A 17,045-nucleotide genomic window follows, 5' to 3' on the forward strand; every position below is an offset into this window, starting at 1 on the left:
CGCGACTCCTCCACCCCGCCCGGCCGGGCCTGGGCGCCCTACTCCGACTGGTACTCGTGAGTGGTGATGGTCGTTCTAGCGGCCATTACCACTCACGAGTCCAGGTAGCGGAGTACGGCTAGAACTCTGCGGCCGTAGCCCGTGACGGGTGGGCTAGGTCCAGCGTCTCGTGGGTCAAGCCCGAACGTGGTTGAAGCGAACCTGCCGCGTGGCCCGAAGGGTATCCGCCACATCCAGGTCTGCGGGGTGGCTCGGGTGTTGCGTGGTTAGAAGAGTCCGGGCTCGACCTGACCCATCGCTTCGATGAGGCGGATGGCCGTCGGCTTGGCGGGGACTATTTCCGCTGCTTCGAAGCGCTCGATGTCGGACTCCAGCATCCCGGCCGACTCGGCGAGTCCGGCCTGTGTCCATCCCAGCTCATGACGGATGACGCGCACCAGCCGGACCAGGTCCTCGGTGTCGTGGGGATGCTCCACTTCGGACTCCGTCACGAGCGGGGCCGAGCTGAGGTGATCATCGCGTCCAGCCATGCCTTGAGCTCCTTGCCTCTCATCGCCGTAGTGGTGTCCCACCGTATCCCGCGCGGCTTTGCTGGAGAGCAGCGTAACCGGACAAGGCCAGCTCGTGAGTGGTAATGGTCGTAAGAACGGCCGTTACCACTCACGAGTCCAGGTAGCGGAGTACTGCTAGGACTCTGCGGCTGTAGCCCGTCTGGTGGGCCAGGTTCAGTTTTTCGAAGATCGCGTTCGCGTGCTTTTCCACCGCGCTCTGGGAGATGTGCAGGTTCTCGGCGATTCCCGCGTTCGTCCGGCCCTGGGCCATCTGGTCGAGGACGTCCCTTTCCCGGTCCGTCAGGCGGGACAGCGGGTCTCGGTCGCGGCGGACCAGCAGGCGGCGCACCACCTCCGGGTCGAAGGCCACTCCTCCTTCCGCCACCCGCTGCAAGGCGTCCAGGAACTCGTCGACCTGCACCACCCGGTCTTTGAGCAGGTATCCGACCCGCGCGGAGTTGCTGGTCAGCAGTTCGACCGCGTAGCGCTTCTCAACGTACTGCGACAGGACCAGCACACCGACCTCCGGGTGCTCATGCCGGATTCGCAGCGCCGCTCGCAGGCCGTCGTCGGTGTGCGTGGGTGGCATGCGCACGTCCACGACCGCCACATCCGGCTGATGCCGCTGCACTTCGGCCAGCAGGCTCGGTGCGTCTCCGACTGCGGCGACGACTTGGTGCCCCTCGTCGGCCAGCAAGCGCACCAGACCTTCCCGGAGCAGCGTGGAGTCGTCAGCCAGGATCACCCGCACGGCAACTCCGCTTTGATCACCGTCGGTCCACCAACCGGACTGTCCACTGTGAACATCCCATCGAGCGCGGCTACCCGACGCGCCAAGCCGGACAGGCCCGCGCCCTGCTCGGATGCCCCACCGACGCCGTCGTCATCGACTCGAACCACGAGCCACCCCGCTTCCCGATTCACCTGGACGGTGACGATATCCGCGCTGGCGTGCTTGGCCGCGTTCGTCACGGCCTCCGACACCACGAAGTACGCCACTGCCTCGACTGCCACGTCCGGGCGCCGCGCCACCTCGTAGCGCAGTTCGATTGGCACCCCGGCGCGTTCGACCAGCACCGCCAAGGCTGGTTGCAGGCCCCCGGCATCCAGCGCGGCGGGGTACACCTGCCAGGCCACATCGCGGAAATCCCGGAGTATTTCTTGGGATTCCTCGTGTGCCTGGCGCAGCAGCTCGGCCGTCCGGTCGCCGTCGTCCGCCCGCCGAGCCCGGCCGATCAGCATGCCCAGCGCCACCAGCCGTTGCTGCACCCCGTCGTGCAGGTCGCGCTCGATGCGGCGGCGCTCCTCGTGGATGGCCGCGACCACATCGGATCGGGTGGTCGAAAGTTGTTCCACCCGTTGGCGAAGCTGCTCCGCGCGGTCCGGTTCCAGGAAACGCCGGGCCAGCGCGCGATCCAGGGCCGCAGCGCCTGCGATGCCGGTCAACGCCAAATAGGCCAGTACGACGCCGAAAACACCCAGGTAGGCGGTGAGCCAGATCTTCTCCGAGACGGTCCGGCCCCACCCCTCGAGATCGAGCCACAATTCGCGGATCTCGACCACCGAGGCGACCGCGCCGAAGAGGATCAAGAACAGCACGATCCCGCCGAGCAGTCCGATCAACCATCGAACCGCCAGGTACCGCAGCGCCCGAGCGCCGTCGGGCTGCCCAGCGTGGCTGTCGTCCAAGTACCGGGCGAGTCGACGTCGCTCGACATCGGTCAGCGCGCGTACCCCGGCGAACACCCGTGCCGCCACGCGCGGTTTGAGCCGGGGCAGGATCAGGACACCGAGCAGCGCCACGCCCGCCCACAACACGTATCCGAGCTCGACGAGTGCGGTGCAGGCGCCCAGCACCACTGCGAACAACACCCGCGGCCACCGACGCATGTTCCGAGCCTAGCCACGGCGACAACCTGCGGTTTTCCACACCCCGAACACTGCGCCAAGCCACCGCGAAGTCCCCGGAAAGCCACATACCGCGCGTCACCGCCGATTCCTAGCGTCCGGTGCATGACTTTTCTCGCGCAGTCCGATGCCGCCCAACTGGACGGTCTGGTCGGGTGGATCACCGGGCTCATGGAAACCATCGGCGGCCCCGGTGCGGGGCTGGCCGTGGCGCTGGAGAACCTGTTCCCACCGATTCCCAGCGAGGTGATCCTGCCGCTGGCCGGATTCGCCGCGAGCCAGGGCTCGATGAGCCTGCTCGGCGCGATCCTGTGGACCACGGTCGGCTCGCTGGTCGGCGCGGTCGTGCTGTACTACCTCGGCGCGTGGCTGGGCCGCGACCGCACTCGCGCGATTGCCGCGAAGCTGCCGTTGGTGAAGGTCGCCGACCTGAACCGCACCGAGGCGTGGTTCGCCCGGCACGGCACCAAAGCGGTCTTCCTGGGGCGGATGGTGCCGATCTTCCGCAGCCTCATCTCGCTGCCCGCCGGGGTGCAGCGGATGCCGCTGCCCAGCTTCCTGGTGCTGACCGGCTTCGGCAGCCTCATCTGGAACACCGCGCTCGTGCTCGCCGGATACCTGCTCGGGCAGAGCTGGTGGCTCGTCGAGTCCTACATCGGGGTCTTCCAGAACGTCGTCATCGGCGCCATCGTTGTCGCGGTCGCCTGGTTCGCTATCGCGCGCATCGTCCGGATGCGCAAGACGCGCGTCTGACCTTCCACCTCGGTCCCACCATGCGGTCAACGCCGCGCGAAACATCAAAAAGAACGGCCGACCCCCTTGACGCACCCACGCCAGAAGCCGCACATTGTTGCGCATTGCACTCCGTGTTCTGTATAACGCAACGGAGGTCCCGGAATGTTGCAAGCCTGCCCGATAGCCGACCTGCCACCCGGCGCGTCCGTCCGCATCGAGGTGTGCCACTTCGTCGAGACCGAAGTGCGGGAAGTCGGATGAGGACGATCGCGATCGTCGGCGCGTCGCTGGCGGGCTGGCGAGCGGCCCAGGAACTGCGCGAGCAGGGCTTCGACGGCCGGATCGAGCTGATCGGCGAGGAATCCCACCAGCCCTACGACCGGCCGCCGCTGTCGAAGGACTTCCTGTCCGGCAAGCTCGACGCGCCCGACCTGGCCCTGGCCGAGGACACCGACCTCGCCGTCGTGCAGGCGACCTGGCGACTGGGGCGACGAGCGGTCGCGCTGGCACCCGGCGACAGCGCGATCGAACTCGACGACGGCACCCGCTGCTCAGCGGATGGCGTGGTGATCGCCACCGGCGCGACCCCGAAGACGCTGCCAGGCCCGCCGGGCGTGCACACGCTGCGCACTCTCGACGATGCAGTCGCGTTGCGCGACGACCTGCGCGCGGGTGCGCGGGTGGTGGTCATCGGCGCCGGATTCGTGGGCGCCGAGGTCGCGTCGACCTGTCGGGAGCTCGGCTTGGACGTCACCGTGGTGGAGGCGCTGGACGTGCCGCTGGCGCACGTCGTGGGCACCGAACTCGGCGCCGTTTGCGCGGCACTGCACTCCGATCACGGCGTCCGACTGCTGCCCGGCACCGGAGTCCAACAGTTGCATGGCGAACAGCGGGTCATGGCAGTGGAACTGACCGATGGCGCGGTTCTGCCCGCCGACGTGGTGGTGGTCGGCATCGGCGCCCGACCGAACACCGACTGGCTGCACGGCTGCGGCCTGACGCTGTCGAACGGAGTTCGGTGCGACGTCGGAGGAGTCACCGACCTGCGGAACGTCGTAGCCGTCGGCGACGTGGCCAGCTACGGCACGCAACGGTTCGAGCACTGGACCACTGCCCTGGAACAACCGGCCACCGCGGTCCGCAACCTCCTCGCTGGACGCACGGTGGCGAATTTCACCGCCGTGCCGTACTTCTGGTCGGAGCAGTACGGGGTGCGAATCCAGTTCGCCGGACACGTGAACCGGACCGATCCGGTGACGATCGTCGATGGCGCACCGGACGACCGCCACTTCGTGGCGACATTCCAGCGAAACGGCGAAACCACCGGAGTCCTGGCGATGAACAACCCCAAGCTGTTCACCAGATTCCGCAGACAACTCGCGGCGAAGCCCACGGTCCCGGTCACCTGATGCAACACGAGACGAGTCCCCGGACGGATCCGAATCCGTGTGTCTACTGTGGATAGCCGGTGGGGATCAAGCCGCCGATTCGACGTCTCCCCGGAGTTCGTCGGCGGTGGTCTCCGCCACGGCCGCACGATTCCCTCGGTTTCGCCGCCAGAACCAGATCCCCAGTCCGACGAGCACCAGGAGCGCCGCGAGGATCCAACTGGCCTGGCCCAGCACCTCCTCGATGTACTTCGCCGACGCCCCGGCCGCCCACCCGATGCTCACGTGCGTAGCCGACCAGGCGACCGCCCCCAACAGCGACGACACGAAGAACCGGCCGTAGGACATCCCGCTGGCTCCGGCCGCGGCGGGCATCAAAGTCCGCACCACCGGCAGGAATCTTGCCACCAGAACGGCCCCGATCCCCCACTTGCACAACAGCCGCCCGGCCCGGTCCCAGTGGTGCTGGCCGAGTTTCCGCACCACCTTGGTCTCGCGCATCTTCAGCCGGTACCGGCGTCCCAGCCAGAACCCGATGTTGTCCCCGACAGCCGCGCACACCGCGACGACACCGGCCAGCACGAGGAAGAACCAGAGGTCGGTGACCGCCGCCGAAGCCACCAGCAGCCCGCTTTCGCCGGGGACCAGGAAGCCGAGCCCGATGGTGCATTCACCGAGTACCAGAGCACCCGTCACCAGCACCAAGAGCGGCTTCGGCAAGCTCCCGACGATCGCCAGGATGTCGCTGATGAAGGTCACGAAACTCGCTCCTCGGCATGCGTGCGGAACGGACGGGCGTCACGCTACCGGCGTAATCATGCCCAGGTCTCCGGAATGCCCCCTACCCGCCCCTGAGACCTCCGAAGTAGCCGGGATCTCACGATCCCGTCGGGGTCAGCACGCCTTCACCCACGAACATTCCAGGGTGCTTTCGTCAACCCGCGTGCTCGGGTCGTCGGGCGCCGTCCTCGGCGGCGCCACGTGCGATCCACCGCGCGGCTGGTCCTCGGCACCGTCGTACTCGGCCAACCGGATCGCGATCGCGTCCTCCAGATCCTCCGGCGCGTCCGACAGGTAATCGTTGAACATCACCGAGAAGACCAGCTCTCGACCGTTGGCGGCGGTGACGTAGCCGGACAGCGACGTGACGCCGGTCAGCGACCCGGTCTTGGCGCGCACGTTGTTCTGCGCCGCGGTCCCGGCCATCCGATTGCGCAGCGTGCCGCCGACCATGCGATCCGCCACCCCGGCCACCGGCAGCGCGTCGTACCAGGACTGGAACCAAGGGCGCTGGCGCGCGTTGTCGAGCAGCACGGTCAGCTGTTCCGGCGTCACGTTGTCCATAGCGGACAGACCGGAGCCGTCCACCAGGCGCAACACCCGCGGATCCAGGCCCAGTCCGCTCAGCTTCTCGCTCAGCACTTCGAGCCCGGCCCCCCAGCTCCCCGCACCGCGGACCGCTCTCCCCATCGCCTTCACCAGCACTTCGGCGTGCCCGTTGTTGCTCAACTTCAGAAACGGCACGAGCAGCTCCCGCAGCGGGATGGACTGCCGTTCGGCCAGCACCCGCGCATCGCCCGGCGCCGTGCCGGCCCCGGTCCCCTGGACCGTCACCCCATGCGCGGCGAGCGCGCGGGCGAAGACATCGGCGGCATACGCGGACGGGTCCTGGACCGTGGTGAAGTCCTCGAAGGGTTGCGCACCGACCGGAACGGTCCCGCTCACCACGACTCGGGATCCGCCGTGGTCGCGCTGCACGGTCACGTCGGGCTCGCCGCCCGCAGCGGACGTGGTGGTCTGGTTGTCGATCTGCACGGCATCGGTCGCCGGGTCGAGCTGCACCGCAGCGGGCTGACCTTCGGCGGTCGGGCTGATCCGCACGATGGCCGTTCCGGCGTCGAAATCGGTGTTGGGCGCCACCGTCAGCGCCGACACCGGCGCCGCGTAGTAGTACGGCTCGTCGTCCCAGGCCCATCCGGTGCCCAGCGGCACGTCGTCGAACCAGGTGTCGTCGGTGCGCAGACGTCCCTGCACGACCCGGATGCCGGACTCCGCCACCTGCGCCGCGAGGCGGTCGTAGTCGGCCGCGAGCAGCGTCGGATCCCCCGTGCCGCGCAGGTAGAGGTCACCGTGCAACACCGAGCCCTGCTGCGCCGCGCTGGTCAGCACATCGGTGCGGAACCGGTAGTCCGGCCCCAGGGTTTCCAGCGCGGCAGCCGAGGTGAGCAGCTTCGCGTTCGACGCCGGGGTCGCGCGATCCGCCGCCTGCCTGCTGTAGAGCACCTCGTCGGTGGCCGGGTCGCGCACCACGACTCCGGCGTGCGAGCCGTTCAGCCGCTGGTCGGCGAGGATGTCGTCGAGATCGACCCGCAGCGCGTCCGGCCCGCTGGGGGCAGCACCGGACGGCGCCACGAAGGCGAACGGAACACCAAGCGCCACCGCCAAACCGAACGCCAAACCCCATCGTCGCCGCATCGCGCTGCTCCTTCGGCTCGCCCGAACAAGTCATGCAGCGTAGACAGGCCATCACGGACGGTCAACGAAACCCGCTCAGTTGGCGGCAATAGCAGTCGCCATGGCCAGCAGCGCCCCACCGCAGCACCGCTCGAAGACCTTGCGTCGACTCGGGTCCGCGAGCAGCGCGGAAAGCCACCGAACCGAGGGGACCACGATCATCCACCACACGCCGAACGCGGTCACCGCGACACCGCTGAGCAGCGCCGCCTGCGCCACCGGCTCGGCCGCCGGGTCCATGGCCTGCGGCAACAGCGTCAGGAAGGTCAACATCACCTTCGGGTTGAGCACATCGGTCAGCAGCCCGCGCAGGAAGACCGCACCGCCGGAACGAGGAGTGTCCACAGTGGGCGCATCCGGCACCGCACCGGCTGCTCGCAAGATCTGCACGCCCATCCAGGCCAAGTAAGCCACCCCCAGCACCTTCACGACCAGCAGCGCCGCAGGTGCGCTCGCCACCAGCGCGGAGAGCCCGAGGGTCGCCGCCGTGGCGTGCAGCAGCAGACCGCAGGTCACCCCGGCCGCGGCGAGCCAGCCCCAGCGCGCGCCGTTCGCGGCGTTGCGGGTGACGAGCACGAAATCCGGCCCCGCTCGCTGCTGCACGTCAGCGGTCAGGCCGACTTCCTGCTGCACGTGGCGGTCGCCGACACCAAGCGGTTGCAGGAGTTCCTGGTGGACAAGCTCGCCTCCCGCACCGAGGTCCGCCACTTCACCAGTTCGATCGTCCTGGAGCAACTGCACACCAAGGCCCTGACCGCACCACAACACCTGCGCCCCAAACGCCGCCGATCGCGGTGAGGGGCGAAAACGGCAACCCCGAAAGGGCGCCCGAAACCGTGCGCGATCAGTCGCTGACGCGCAGCAGTCCTTCTTGGACGACTGTCGCCACCAGGCTGCCGTCGCGGGCGAAGAACCGGCCGGTGGCCAGGCCCCGCGCGCCGGAGGCGCTCGGTGAGGCGCAGTCGTAGAGCAGCCACTCGTCGGCGCGGAAGCGGCGGTGGAACCACATCGCGTGGTCCAGGCTCGCGCCGCTGACCTTGTCCAGGCCCCAGTACACGCCGTGCCGCGCCAGCACCGCGTCGAGCAGCGTCATGTCGGAAGCGAACGCCGCGATGCACACGTGCAGCAGGTCGTCGTCGGGCAGCACGCCGTCGGCGCGCATCCACACCTGGCTGCGGGCCTCCCGCGGACCGCGCTCGCGGCTCACCCACGGCGGTTCGGTCACGTATCGCACGTCGATCGGCCGCGGCTGGGCCCGCCCCAGCTTCTCGACCAGCGGACCGATCTGTTCGCCGAAGGTCGGCAACGTCTCCGGATCCGGCACCGCGGGCATCGGCTCGGCGTGGTCGATGCCTTCTTCTTCGATCTGGAAGGACGCCGACAGCGAGAAGATCGCCTTGCCGCGCTGCACCGCGACGACGCGGCGAGTGGTGAACGAGCGGCCGTCGCGGGTGCGGTCGACCTCGTAGACGATCGGAATGCTCGGGTCGCCGGGCCGGATGAAGTAGGCGTGCAGCGAATGCACCCGCCGCTCCGGCGGCACCGTGCGACCGGCGGCGACCAGTGCTTGACCAGCGACCTGACCGCCGAAGACGCGCACCGGCGAGGAAGCCGGGCTGACACCGCGGAAGATGTTCTCCTCGATGCGCTCCAGGTCCAACAGGGCGACCAGGCTGTCCAGCACCGGCTGGCCGTGCGGCATGCCGTTGACGTCCAGCGGAACCGCGTCCTGCAGACGGGTGCCGGCCGGATCGGCAGCCGCGGCTCGGGCCGCTTCGGTCACTGCTCGCTCCTAGTGCTCTCGCGTCCGCCCGGTTGCCGGACGGGAGCGCCGGGTGGCTCCCGTCCGAGTACGCGGATCAGACGTGGTCTTCCTCGCCCAGTCGATGCACGCGGATGAGGTTGGTCGAACCGACCGTGCCAGGCGGCGAACCCGCGACGACGACGACCATGTCGCCGCGCTGCGACCGGCCCAGGGACAGCATCGCCTGGTCCACCTGCCGCACCATCTGGTCGGTCGTGTCGACTCTAGGCACCAGGAACGTCTCCGTCCCCCAAGTGAGAGCCAACTGACTCCGGACGGATTCCTCCGGGGTGAACGCCAGCAGCGGCAGCCTGGTGTGCAACCGGGCCAGTCGGCGCACGGTGTCGCCGGACTGCGTGAAGGCCACCAGGGCCTTGGCGTTGAGCCGTTCACCGATGTCGCGCGCCGCGTAGGAGATGACGCCGCGCTTGGTGCGTGGGACGTGGCTCAGCGGCGGCGGCGCGGCCGAACCGGCCTCGACCGCTTCGACGATCCGCGCCATGGTCTGCACGGTTTCGATCGGGTAGCGGCCCACGCTGGTCTCGCCGGAGAGCATCACCGCGTCGGTGCCGTCCAGCACCGCGTTGGCGACGTCGGAGGTCTCGGCACGCGTCGGACGGGAGTTGTTGATCATGGAGTCGAGCATCTGGGTGGCGACGATGACCGGCTTCGCGTTCTCCCGCGCGATCCGGATCGCCTTCTTCTGCACCAGCGGCACGTGCTCCAACGGCAACTCGACGCCGAGGTCACCGCGGGCGACCATGACGCCGTCGAAGGCCAGCACGATGGCCTCCAGGTTGTCGACCGCTTCCGGCTTCTCCAGCTTGGCGATCACCGGAATGCGTCGGCCGACCTTGTCCATGACCTGGTGCACCAGGTCGATGTCGGCCGGGCTGCGCACGAACGACAGCGCGATGAAGTCCACGCCCAGCTCCAGCGCGAACTCCAGGTCCTCGATGTCCTTCTCGGACATCGCGGGCACCGAAACGTCCATGCCCGGCAACGAAATTCCCTTGTGATCCGAGACCGGACCGCCCTCGGTCACCTCGCAGATGACGTCGTTGTCCTCGACGCCGGTCACAGTCAGCCCCACCTTGCCGTCGTCGACCAGCAGTCGGTCGCCGATCTTGGCGTCGTTGGCGAGGCCCTTGTAGGTGGTGGACACCCGGTCATGGGTGCCTTGGATGTCGTCGACCGTGATGCGCACGGTGTCACCGGTCCGCCACTCCACCGGCCCGGCGGCGAAGCTGCCGAGGCGGATCTTCGGCCCCTGCAGGTCACCGAGGATGCCGACGGCGCGGCCGGACTCCTTGGCCGCGGCCCGGACCAGGTCGTAGACCTGCTGGTGATCCGCGTGGCTGCCGTGGCTGAAGTTCAGCCGGGCGACGTCCATCCCGCTGCTGACGAGCTCGGCCACCTTCTCCGGTGTGGCGGTGGCTGGGCCCATGGTACAAACGATCTTGGCTCGTCGACTCACGTTGTGCCAGCGTAGTCTGTTGACCCGCGCCCGCAGCACGCAGCCATGCCTGTCGACGCCGATCGGGGAGATCGTTGCTGGATCATTACAGAACTCACCTCTCCCGAGCGCCATTCGTGATCGCGGGGCTGGCGAGCCTGGTCATCCTGTTCACCCCGGAATCGGGCGTACCGACCGCGCCGCCGGGCACCGACAAGGTGGTGCACTTCGTGCTTTTCGCGGCGCTGGCCAGCACCGGCCGGATCGCCGGATTCCCCACCGCGCGACTGCTGCCCGCGCTGGTCGGCTACGCGGCGGTGTCGGAGGTGCTGCAAGGATTGCTGCCGCTCGGCCGGAGCTGCGAGATCGCCGACGGACTGGTCGACGTGGCGGGCGCAGCGGTCGGCTGGGCAATAGTCACGGCCGCGCGGCGGCTCTGAGCTCAGCGGCGTTTCTTCTCCGCGACGCCGATGTGGTCGGCGCACCACTGGTTCAGTTCACGCACCGCGCTCCACGCCTGCCGAACCCGGTCCAGGCAGGCGCGCTCGTACAGGATGTCGTCGGACGGCCACCTGCGGAACGCGTAGAGCGTGCGGTGCCTCAACAGGTCCAACCGGGGATGGTCGGGGGCGACGCCGCGCGGACGACTCTTCAGCGTCTCCCCCGCGATCTCCCAACCGGAATCGACCAGCGCGCCGAGCAGCTTCTCCAGCCGCGCGCCGTGGATGTCGGTGTCCACCGCGGCGCGGAAGCGGGCGAGTTGGTCGGCTTCGGCGTGGTAGCAGCCGCCAGCGGCGAGCATCCCGTCCGCGCCGATCTCGACGTAGTAAGCGCCGCCGCCGCGACCCTGCTCGATCACCGCGCCGCAGTGCGTCTTGTACGGCGACTTGTCCCGGCTGAACCGCACATCCCGATACGGCCGGAACACCTTGCCCTTGCCGAAACCCGGCGCGAACTCCGGTTCCAGTTCGGCGAGCAACGCCTCCATCGGCGCGCGCACGTGCTCGCGGTAGATGGCGAGGTTGTCGTTCCAGTACGCCTTGGAGTTGTCCGCCTGGAGCCCGTCGAAGAACTCCAACGCCCCGTCACCGAAACCCTCGAACCGCACCGGATCAGCTTACGAGTCGACTGACCACGCCGCGTCGGCCGCCGTCGCGGCCAGCGATCACGACCAGTCCAGCAGGCGGGCCGGGTTCTCCCGCAGCACCCTCGCGAACCGGGCACCCAGCAGCGCCTGGGCCCAGGAGAGGAGTTCGCCGAAGCTGCGGTCCCGCTCGTGCTGCGTCCAGGGCCAGTCGCTGCCCCACAGCAGGCGGTCCGCGCCGACGGTGTCCGCCAGTTCCGCTGCGGCCGCGCTGGCCTGGCCGCTCGGGCTGCGGTAGGGCGCGGAGACCTTGACCCAGACGTGCTCGTGGGCGGCCAGTTCCCGGACCGCGCGCCGACCGGGGTCGGTCGCGCATCGCGGCAAGCCGACGTGGTCGATCACCACCGGACCCGGCCAGTCCCGCAGCGCGGGGGCCAGCTGGACCCACTGCGGTCCGCGCGCTTGGAACTCCAGGTGCACGCCCAGTTTCGCCATCCGATCGGCGAAGGGCTCCCACGCGGCCAGGTCCGGCACCTGCGCTCCGATCAGGTTCAGCCGGATGCCGCGCACCCCGACCGCGTGCAACCGGTCGAGCCCGGCGAGGTCGAGTTCGGCCGGGTCAACCACCACCACGGCCCGCAACCGCTCCGGGCGCCGCGCCGCGCAGTCCAGCAGGAAGGTGTTGTCGGTACCCAGGAAGCTCGGCTGCACCAGGACTGCGCGCCCGATGTCGTGGCGGTCCAGCTCGGCCAGGTAGTCGGCCAGGCGCGCGTCGTAGTCCGGCGCGTACCGGCGGTTCGCCGCCAGCGGCAGGCCGCGGTGGAAGACGTGGGCGTGGGTGTCGACGGAGGTGTGCACCGCTCCACTTTAAACCTTCATAGGACTAGACGACTGAAGCAAAAGAAGTCATGATGCCCGCATGACATCGCCGTCCGCGAAAGCCGCACGCGAAGCGCTCGCCGCCCTGGACCCGCGGTTACCGCTGCACGCCCGACTTCGAGAGGCGCTCACCGAGCGCCTGCGCGGCGGCGAGTGGTCTCCCACCGAACCACTGCCCGCCGAGGCCGAACTCGCCCAGGACTACCGGGTTTCGCTGGGCACCATGCGGCGGGTGCTGACCGATCTGGTCGACGAGGGACTGCTGGAGCGCCGCCAGGGCAACGGCACCTACCTGCGCCGGATGCAGGCGCAGAACTCGCTGTTCCGCTTCTTCCGCCACTACCGGCAGGGCGACCAGGTGCCCGCCAGCCGGATCCTCGCCCGCGAGACCGAGCCCGCTCCCGCCGACGTGGCGCGCGCCCTCGGCAAGCGCGCCGGGGCGCGGGCCCTGCGGCTGCACCGCGTGCGGCTCTACGACGGCGAACCGTTCCTCGCCGAGGACATCTGGTTGCCGCTGCCGACCTTCGCTCCGCTCCGCGACGTGGGCTTGGACGAGATCGGCGACCTGCTCTACCCGGTTTACGAGCGGTTGTGCGGGCAGGTCGTGGGTGCCGCCGACGAGGAACTGTGGGTGGAACTCGCCGACGACCCGGTCGCCGAACTGCTCGGCTGCTCGCCCGGCGAACCGGTGGTGGTCGTCGAACGCGTGGCCCGGACCCACTCCGGCACCCCCGTCGAGGTGCGCCGGTCCCGAGGTCTGGCCAGCACGTTCCGGTACCGCGTCGAGATCCGCTGACCCGGCGGGTACCGCCGCAACGCCCAGATCGAGGGAAGGTTCTGCACCATGCCCGCTGAATTGCTGTCCGTGCTCGTGCTGGTCGCGGTCTTCGCGCTGGCCATGTGGCGTCCGGTGAACATGGGCGCGGTAGCGCTCGTCGCGGCTTTCGCGCTCGGCACCACCTACTTCGGGTTGGACACCGACGATGTGGCCAAGGGCTTTCCCGGCTCGCTGCTGGTGACCCTGGTCGGCGTCACGTGGCTGTTCGCCATCGCCAAGCGCAACGGCACGGTGGATCGAATCGTCGGCCGCTCGGTGCAGGCGGTCGGCGGCCGGGTCGTGCTGGTGCCGTGGGTGCTGTTCCTGCTGGCGGCCGTGATCACCGGCTCGGGCGCGGTCAGCGCGGCGACCAACGCGATCCTGGCGCCGGTCGGGCTGGCGTTCGCCCAGCGCTACCGCATCCACCCGATGCTGGTGGGCCTGTCCATCCTCAACGGCACGAACGCCGGTGGTTTCTCCCCGATCAGCGTCTACTTCAGCATCGTCAACGGCGTGCTGGTGCGCAGCGGCGTGCACGTGAACGCAGGCGGGGTCTTCCTGGCGACGTTCCTGTTCAACCTGGTGCTGAACCTCGCCGCGTTCACCCTCTTCGGCGGTTGGAAGCTGATCGGGCGGGGCAAGGCGCAACCTGCGGAGGCCGAACCAGCGGACGCTCCGGGGGCTGCCGCGCGGGGCTGGACCGGCGCGCAAGTGCTGACCATCGCGCTGCTGGTGCTGCTCGTCATCGGGGCGCTCGGGTTCGACCTCGACGTCGGGTTCGGCGCGCTGGCCGTGGCCGTGATCCTCACGGTGATCTTCCCGCGGCAGAGCAAGGACGCCGCCGGGGAGATCGGCTGGAGCGTCGTGCTGCTGATCGGCGGCATCGTGACCTACGTGACGATGCTGCAGAACGTCGGTGTGGTGGACAGCCTCGGTGGCTCGATCGCGGGCATCAGCCAGCCGCTGCTGGCCGCGCTGCTGATCTTGCTGGTGGGCGGGCTGGTGTCGGCGTTCGCCTCCACGAATGCGATGTTCGGCGCGTTGGTGCCGCTGGCCGTGCCGTTCATGGCGTCCGGCGACATCGGGGTGTTCGGTTTCGTCACCGCGCTGTGCGTCGCGGCGTCGGCGGTGGACTCCAGCCCGTTCTCCACCGGCGGCGCGCTGGTGGTCGCCAACACCGAGGAGTCCAAGCGCACCCAGACCTTCCGCAGCCTGCTGGCCTGGGGCATGTCGATGATCGGAGTCGCGCCGCTGGCCGCCTGGCTGGCCTTCCTGGTCATCCCCGGTCTGGGGTGAGCAGCATCGGTGACTCGGCGTAGTGGAACGTATCGGCTGCGCCAGGAGGCCGCCGGGCCGAAGACCGCACCATCGTGTTGTTCGTCGCCGACTTTCCAGGGCCGCAGAATCTACGGACCGTGCTCGCCAGTCACACAGTTCACTCTTATGGGTGATGGGGCATCGGTTGGCACAAGATCCCAGGTCAGGCCCTGAATGGCGGGTTAAGCTCGTGGCGTGGTCTCCACTGCGCGAGCCCGTGTGCGGGAGCCAGCGGGCAACCTCCCGGCCGACGTCACGAGCTTCGTCGGTCGACGTCGCGAGATCACCCTCACCAAACGCCTGCTGGCCGAATCGCGGGTGGTGACCCTCACCGGCCCAGGCGGTGTCGGCAAGACCCGGCTGGCGATCCGGGTCGCGAGCAACATGCGCCGTTCCTTCCGGGACAAGGCCCGCTGCGTCGAGTTGGAGGACGTGCGGGACGGCTCGGTGGTGGTCGACACGGTCATCGAGCAGCTGGGCATCGGCGGTCCGTCGGCCGGGGAGGACATCGACACCGTCATCGAGCAGCTCAAGAACCGCGAGATGCTGCTGTTGCTGGACAACTGCGAGCACGTGGTCGAGGACGTCGCGCTGCTGGTGGACGCGGTGGTGCGGTGGTGCCCCGGCGTGCGGGTGCTGGCCACCAGTCGCCAGTCCCTCGGCGTTGCCGGGGAGGCGACCATGGTCGTGCCGCCGTTGCAGGTCCCCGACATCGAAAACCTGCCACCGCCGGAGGCTTACGAGCAGTTCTCCTCGGTCCGGCTGTTCGTCGAGCGGGCCAAGGCCGCGATTCCCGAGTTCGAGGTCACCGCCGAGAACGCCACCGCGCTGATGCGGCTGTGCCACCACCTCGACGGCAACCCGCTGGCGATCGAGCTGGCGGCGCTGCGACTGCGCTCGCTGTCGCTGCGGCAGTTGGAGGAGCGCTTGGCCGAGCGCTACGACCTGCTCACCGAGGGGCGCAGGGGCGCGCCGGCCCGGCAGCAGACGCTCCGCGCGCTGATCGACTGGAGCTACGAACTCGCCTCCGACCAGGACCGGCTGACCTGGGCGCGGATGTCGGTGTTCTCCGGCAGCTTCGACCTGGACGCGGCCGAACACGTGGCCGTCGACGGGCTCTCCGACACCGACGTGCTGAGCGCGATCCACTCGCTGGTGGACAAGTCGGTGCTGATGCGCGAGGAAGAAGGCGGCGAGGTCCGCTTCCGGTTACCGCACACGCTGCGCGAATACGGCCGGAACAAGCTCGTCGAGTTCGGCGAGCTGGAGGTCGTGCAGCAGCGGCACTGCGCCTGGTACGCCGACCTCGTCAGCCGGTTCGCCGCGGACTGGATCGGCCCGGACCAGATCGCCTGGATCCACCGGCTGCGCAACGACCAGGGCAATCTCCGCGTCGCGCTGCGCACTGCCGTCGCGAGCCCGGAAACGGCCGCGACGGCGCTGCGGATCTGCACCGACCTCTGGCAGTACTGGGGCATCCGGGGTCTCAACAGCGAGGGCCGCCACTGGCTCGACCAGGCACTGGCCATCGCTCCGCGCGAGGTTCCGGAGCGGGCTCGGGCGCTGCGGGTCAGCGCCTGGTTCGCCTTGTTGCAGGGCGATCTGGACACCGCGATGCCCATGTCGGAACAGGCTGCGGCGCTGGCCGACCAGCGCGGCGACGACACCGAGAAGGCGTTCGTGGTGATGGTGCGGGGCATGGCGGCGTTCTTCGTCAACGACACCGCCCGCGCGAGTGCGCTGGCCGAGGAAGCGCTGGGGCAGTTCCGCAAGCGCGAGGTGCCGGGCGGCGAGATGTTCGCGCTGTTCGGGCTCGGGCTCATCAAGGGCCTGAGCGAGGATCCCGCGACCGGACTGGGCCTGCTGGCGGAATGCATCCGGCTGACGACGGAGCGCGGCGAGCTGCTCTGGCGCTCCTACGCGTTGTCCGCGTCGGCGCAGATCGAGGTGCGGCGCGGGGATCCGGTGCGGGCCGAGGCCGCGGCGAAGGAAGCCCTCGACATCCAGCGCCAGCTGGACAACCGGATGGGGATGGCCACCAACGTCGACACCCTCGCCTGGGTGGCGCAGCAGCAAGGCAAGCACGAGCGCGCCGCGCGGCTGTTCGGCGCGGCCTCGGCGGCCTGGGACGCGGTGCGGGCGGCGCCCGGTTTCTGGGTGAATTTCGCCGCCGACCACGACGAACACGAGGCGCAGACCCGAACCACGCTCGGCGCGGCGGCGTTCCAGGAGTCGTTCGACCGCGGCCGCCAGCTGTCGCTGGCGCACACCATCGACTACGCGCTGGAAGTGAAGAAGCACGCACGGCCCCGCAGCGAGGACAACGTGCACCCGATGCCGCTGACCCGGCGGGAGCGGCAGATCGCGGAACTGGTCGCGCAGGGCAACACCAACAAGGAGATCGCCGAGAGCCTGGTGATCGCGCAGCGCACCGTCGAGGGCCACGTGCAGAACATCCTGACCAAGCTCGACTTCTCCTCCCGCGCGCAGATCGCCGGTTGGGTGGCGGCGCAGAAGACGGGTGACGTGCGCGACCCGGTTCCCGAGTAGCTTCACTTTGTGTAACTAGATCCCCTCGCATGGTCGCCCATT

General features: G+C 69.2%; 17 protein-coding genes. 7 read left to right on the plus strand and 10 right to left on the minus strand.

The features are described from left to right. Positions 1-266: 266 nt before the first annotated feature. From MOQ72_RS23620 to MOQ72_RS23630, 3 genes are all read right to left on the minus strand, one after another. Complete coding sequence (locus MOQ72_RS23620; protein WP_242187628.1) at positions 267-530, minus strand: helix-turn-helix domain-containing protein; 264 nt, start codon at positions 528-530, stop codon at positions 267-269. A gap of 130 nt (positions 531-660) precedes the next feature. Next, positions 661-1,302, minus strand: coding sequence for a response regulator transcription factor (locus MOQ72_RS23625; protein ID WP_242187630.1), 642 nt, complete (start codon positions 1,300-1,302; stop codon positions 661-663). Beyond that, entirely contained in the window at positions 1,293-2,441 is a 1,149-nt protein-coding gene (locus MOQ72_RS23630) for a sensor histidine kinase (protein WP_242187631.1), read from the minus strand. The genes MOQ72_RS23625 and MOQ72_RS23630 overlap by 10 nt, the downstream gene beginning before the upstream one ends. Before the next feature lie 123 nt (positions 2,442-2,564). Between MOQ72_RS23630 and MOQ72_RS23635 the strand changes: the two genes are divergently transcribed. Together MOQ72_RS23635 and MOQ72_RS23640 are read left to right on the plus strand one after the other, a co-directional pair. Further along, positions 2,565-3,212 (plus strand): DedA family protein, encoded by a 648-nt coding sequence (locus MOQ72_RS23635; RefSeq protein ID WP_242187632.1) that lies wholly within the window; start codon positions 2,565-2,567, stop codon positions 3,210-3,212. A 239-nt stretch (positions 3,213-3,451) separates the two neighbouring features. Continuing rightward, a complete protein-coding gene (locus tag MOQ72_RS23640; protein WP_242187633.1) occupies positions 3,452-4,603 on the plus strand; it encodes an NAD(P)/FAD-dependent oxidoreductase in 1,152 nt (383 codons plus the stop codon). A 66-nt stretch (positions 4,604-4,669) separates the two neighbouring features. On the opposite strand, the gene MOQ72_RS23645 is transcribed toward MOQ72_RS23640, so the two are convergent. The 3 genes from MOQ72_RS23645 to MOQ72_RS23655 form a co-directional block, all read right to left on the minus strand. Next, positions 4,670-5,341: a DedA family protein gene (locus MOQ72_RS23645; protein WP_242187634.1), complete on the minus strand. Its 672-nt coding sequence runs from the start codon at positions 5,339-5,341 to the stop codon at positions 4,670-4,672. Between the two features lie 135 nt (positions 5,342-5,476). Continuing rightward, positions 5,477-7,057, minus strand: coding sequence for a D-alanyl-D-alanine carboxypeptidase/D-alanyl-D-alanine endopeptidase (gene dacB / locus MOQ72_RS23650; RefSeq protein WP_242187635.1), 1,581 nt, complete (start codon positions 7,055-7,057; stop codon positions 5,477-5,479). 75 nt (positions 7,058-7,132) lie between these two features. Continuing rightward, the gene (locus MOQ72_RS23655; RefSeq protein WP_242187636.1) at positions 7,133-7,729 is read right to left on the minus strand and encodes a LysE family translocator; all 597 of its coding nucleotides are present in this window, start codon (positions 7,727-7,729) and stop codon (positions 7,133-7,135) included. On the opposite strand from MOQ72_RS23655, the gene MOQ72_RS23660 reads away from it, so the two are divergent. Next, a complete protein-coding gene (locus MOQ72_RS23660) occupies positions 7,730-7,894 on the plus strand; it encodes an Lrp/AsnC ligand binding domain-containing protein (RefSeq protein WP_242187637.1) in 165 nt (54 codons plus the stop codon). A 46-nt stretch (positions 7,895-7,940) separates the two neighbouring features. On the opposite strand, the gene tesB is transcribed toward MOQ72_RS23660, so the two are convergent. Next, complete coding sequence (tesB, locus tag MOQ72_RS23665; RefSeq protein ID WP_242187638.1) at positions 7,941-8,879, minus strand: acyl-CoA thioesterase II; 939 nt, start codon at positions 8,877-8,879, stop codon at positions 7,941-7,943. Between the two features lie 76 nt (positions 8,880-8,955). Further along, positions 8,956-10,377, minus strand: coding sequence for a pyruvate kinase (gene pyk, locus MOQ72_RS23670; RefSeq protein WP_242187648.1), 1,422 nt, complete (start codon positions 10,375-10,377; stop codon positions 8,956-8,958). A 74-nt stretch (positions 10,378-10,451) separates the two neighbouring features. Between pyk and MOQ72_RS23675 the strand changes: the two genes are divergently transcribed. Then, on the plus strand, positions 10,452-10,796 hold the full coding sequence (locus tag MOQ72_RS23675; RefSeq protein ID WP_242187649.1) for a VanZ family protein: 345 nt from the start codon (positions 10,452-10,454) through the stop codon (positions 10,794-10,796). A 2-nt stretch (positions 10,797-10,798) separates the two neighbouring features. On the opposite strand, the gene MOQ72_RS23680 is transcribed toward MOQ72_RS23675, so the two are convergent. Continuing rightward, complete coding sequence (locus tag MOQ72_RS23680; protein ID WP_242187650.1) at positions 10,799-11,464, minus strand: DUF2461 domain-containing protein; 666 nt, start codon at positions 11,462-11,464, stop codon at positions 10,799-10,801. A 57-nt stretch (positions 11,465-11,521) separates the two neighbouring features. Continuing rightward, positions 11,522-12,298 (minus strand): amidohydrolase family protein, encoded by a 777-nt coding sequence (locus MOQ72_RS23685; protein WP_242187651.1) that lies wholly within the window; start codon positions 12,296-12,298, stop codon positions 11,522-11,524. Between the two features lie 61 nt (positions 12,299-12,359). Here MOQ72_RS23685 and MOQ72_RS23690 point away from each other — a divergent pair, with 61 nt between their 5' ends. From MOQ72_RS23690 to MOQ72_RS23700, 3 genes are all read left to right on the plus strand, one after another. Beyond that, positions 12,360-13,115: a GntR family transcriptional regulator gene (locus tag MOQ72_RS23690; RefSeq protein WP_242187652.1), complete on the plus strand. Its 756-nt coding sequence runs from the start codon at positions 12,360-12,362 to the stop codon at positions 13,113-13,115. A gap of 48 nt (positions 13,116-13,163) precedes the next feature. Then, positions 13,164-14,432, plus strand: coding sequence for an SLC13 family permease (locus MOQ72_RS23695; protein ID WP_242187653.1), 1,269 nt, complete (start codon positions 13,164-13,166; stop codon positions 14,430-14,432). 216 nt (positions 14,433-14,648) lie between these two features. Further along, the gene (locus tag MOQ72_RS23700) at positions 14,649-17,003 is read left to right on the plus strand and encodes a LuxR C-terminal-related transcriptional regulator (protein ID WP_242187655.1); all 2,355 of its coding nucleotides are present in this window, start codon (positions 14,649-14,651) and stop codon (positions 17,001-17,003) included. Positions 17,004-17,045: the final 42 nt, after the last annotated feature.

The organism is Saccharopolyspora soli (assembly GCF_022678645.1).
Taxonomy (GTDB): Bacteria; Actinomycetota; Actinomycetes; order Mycobacteriales; family Pseudonocardiaceae; genus Saccharopolyspora; species Saccharopolyspora soli.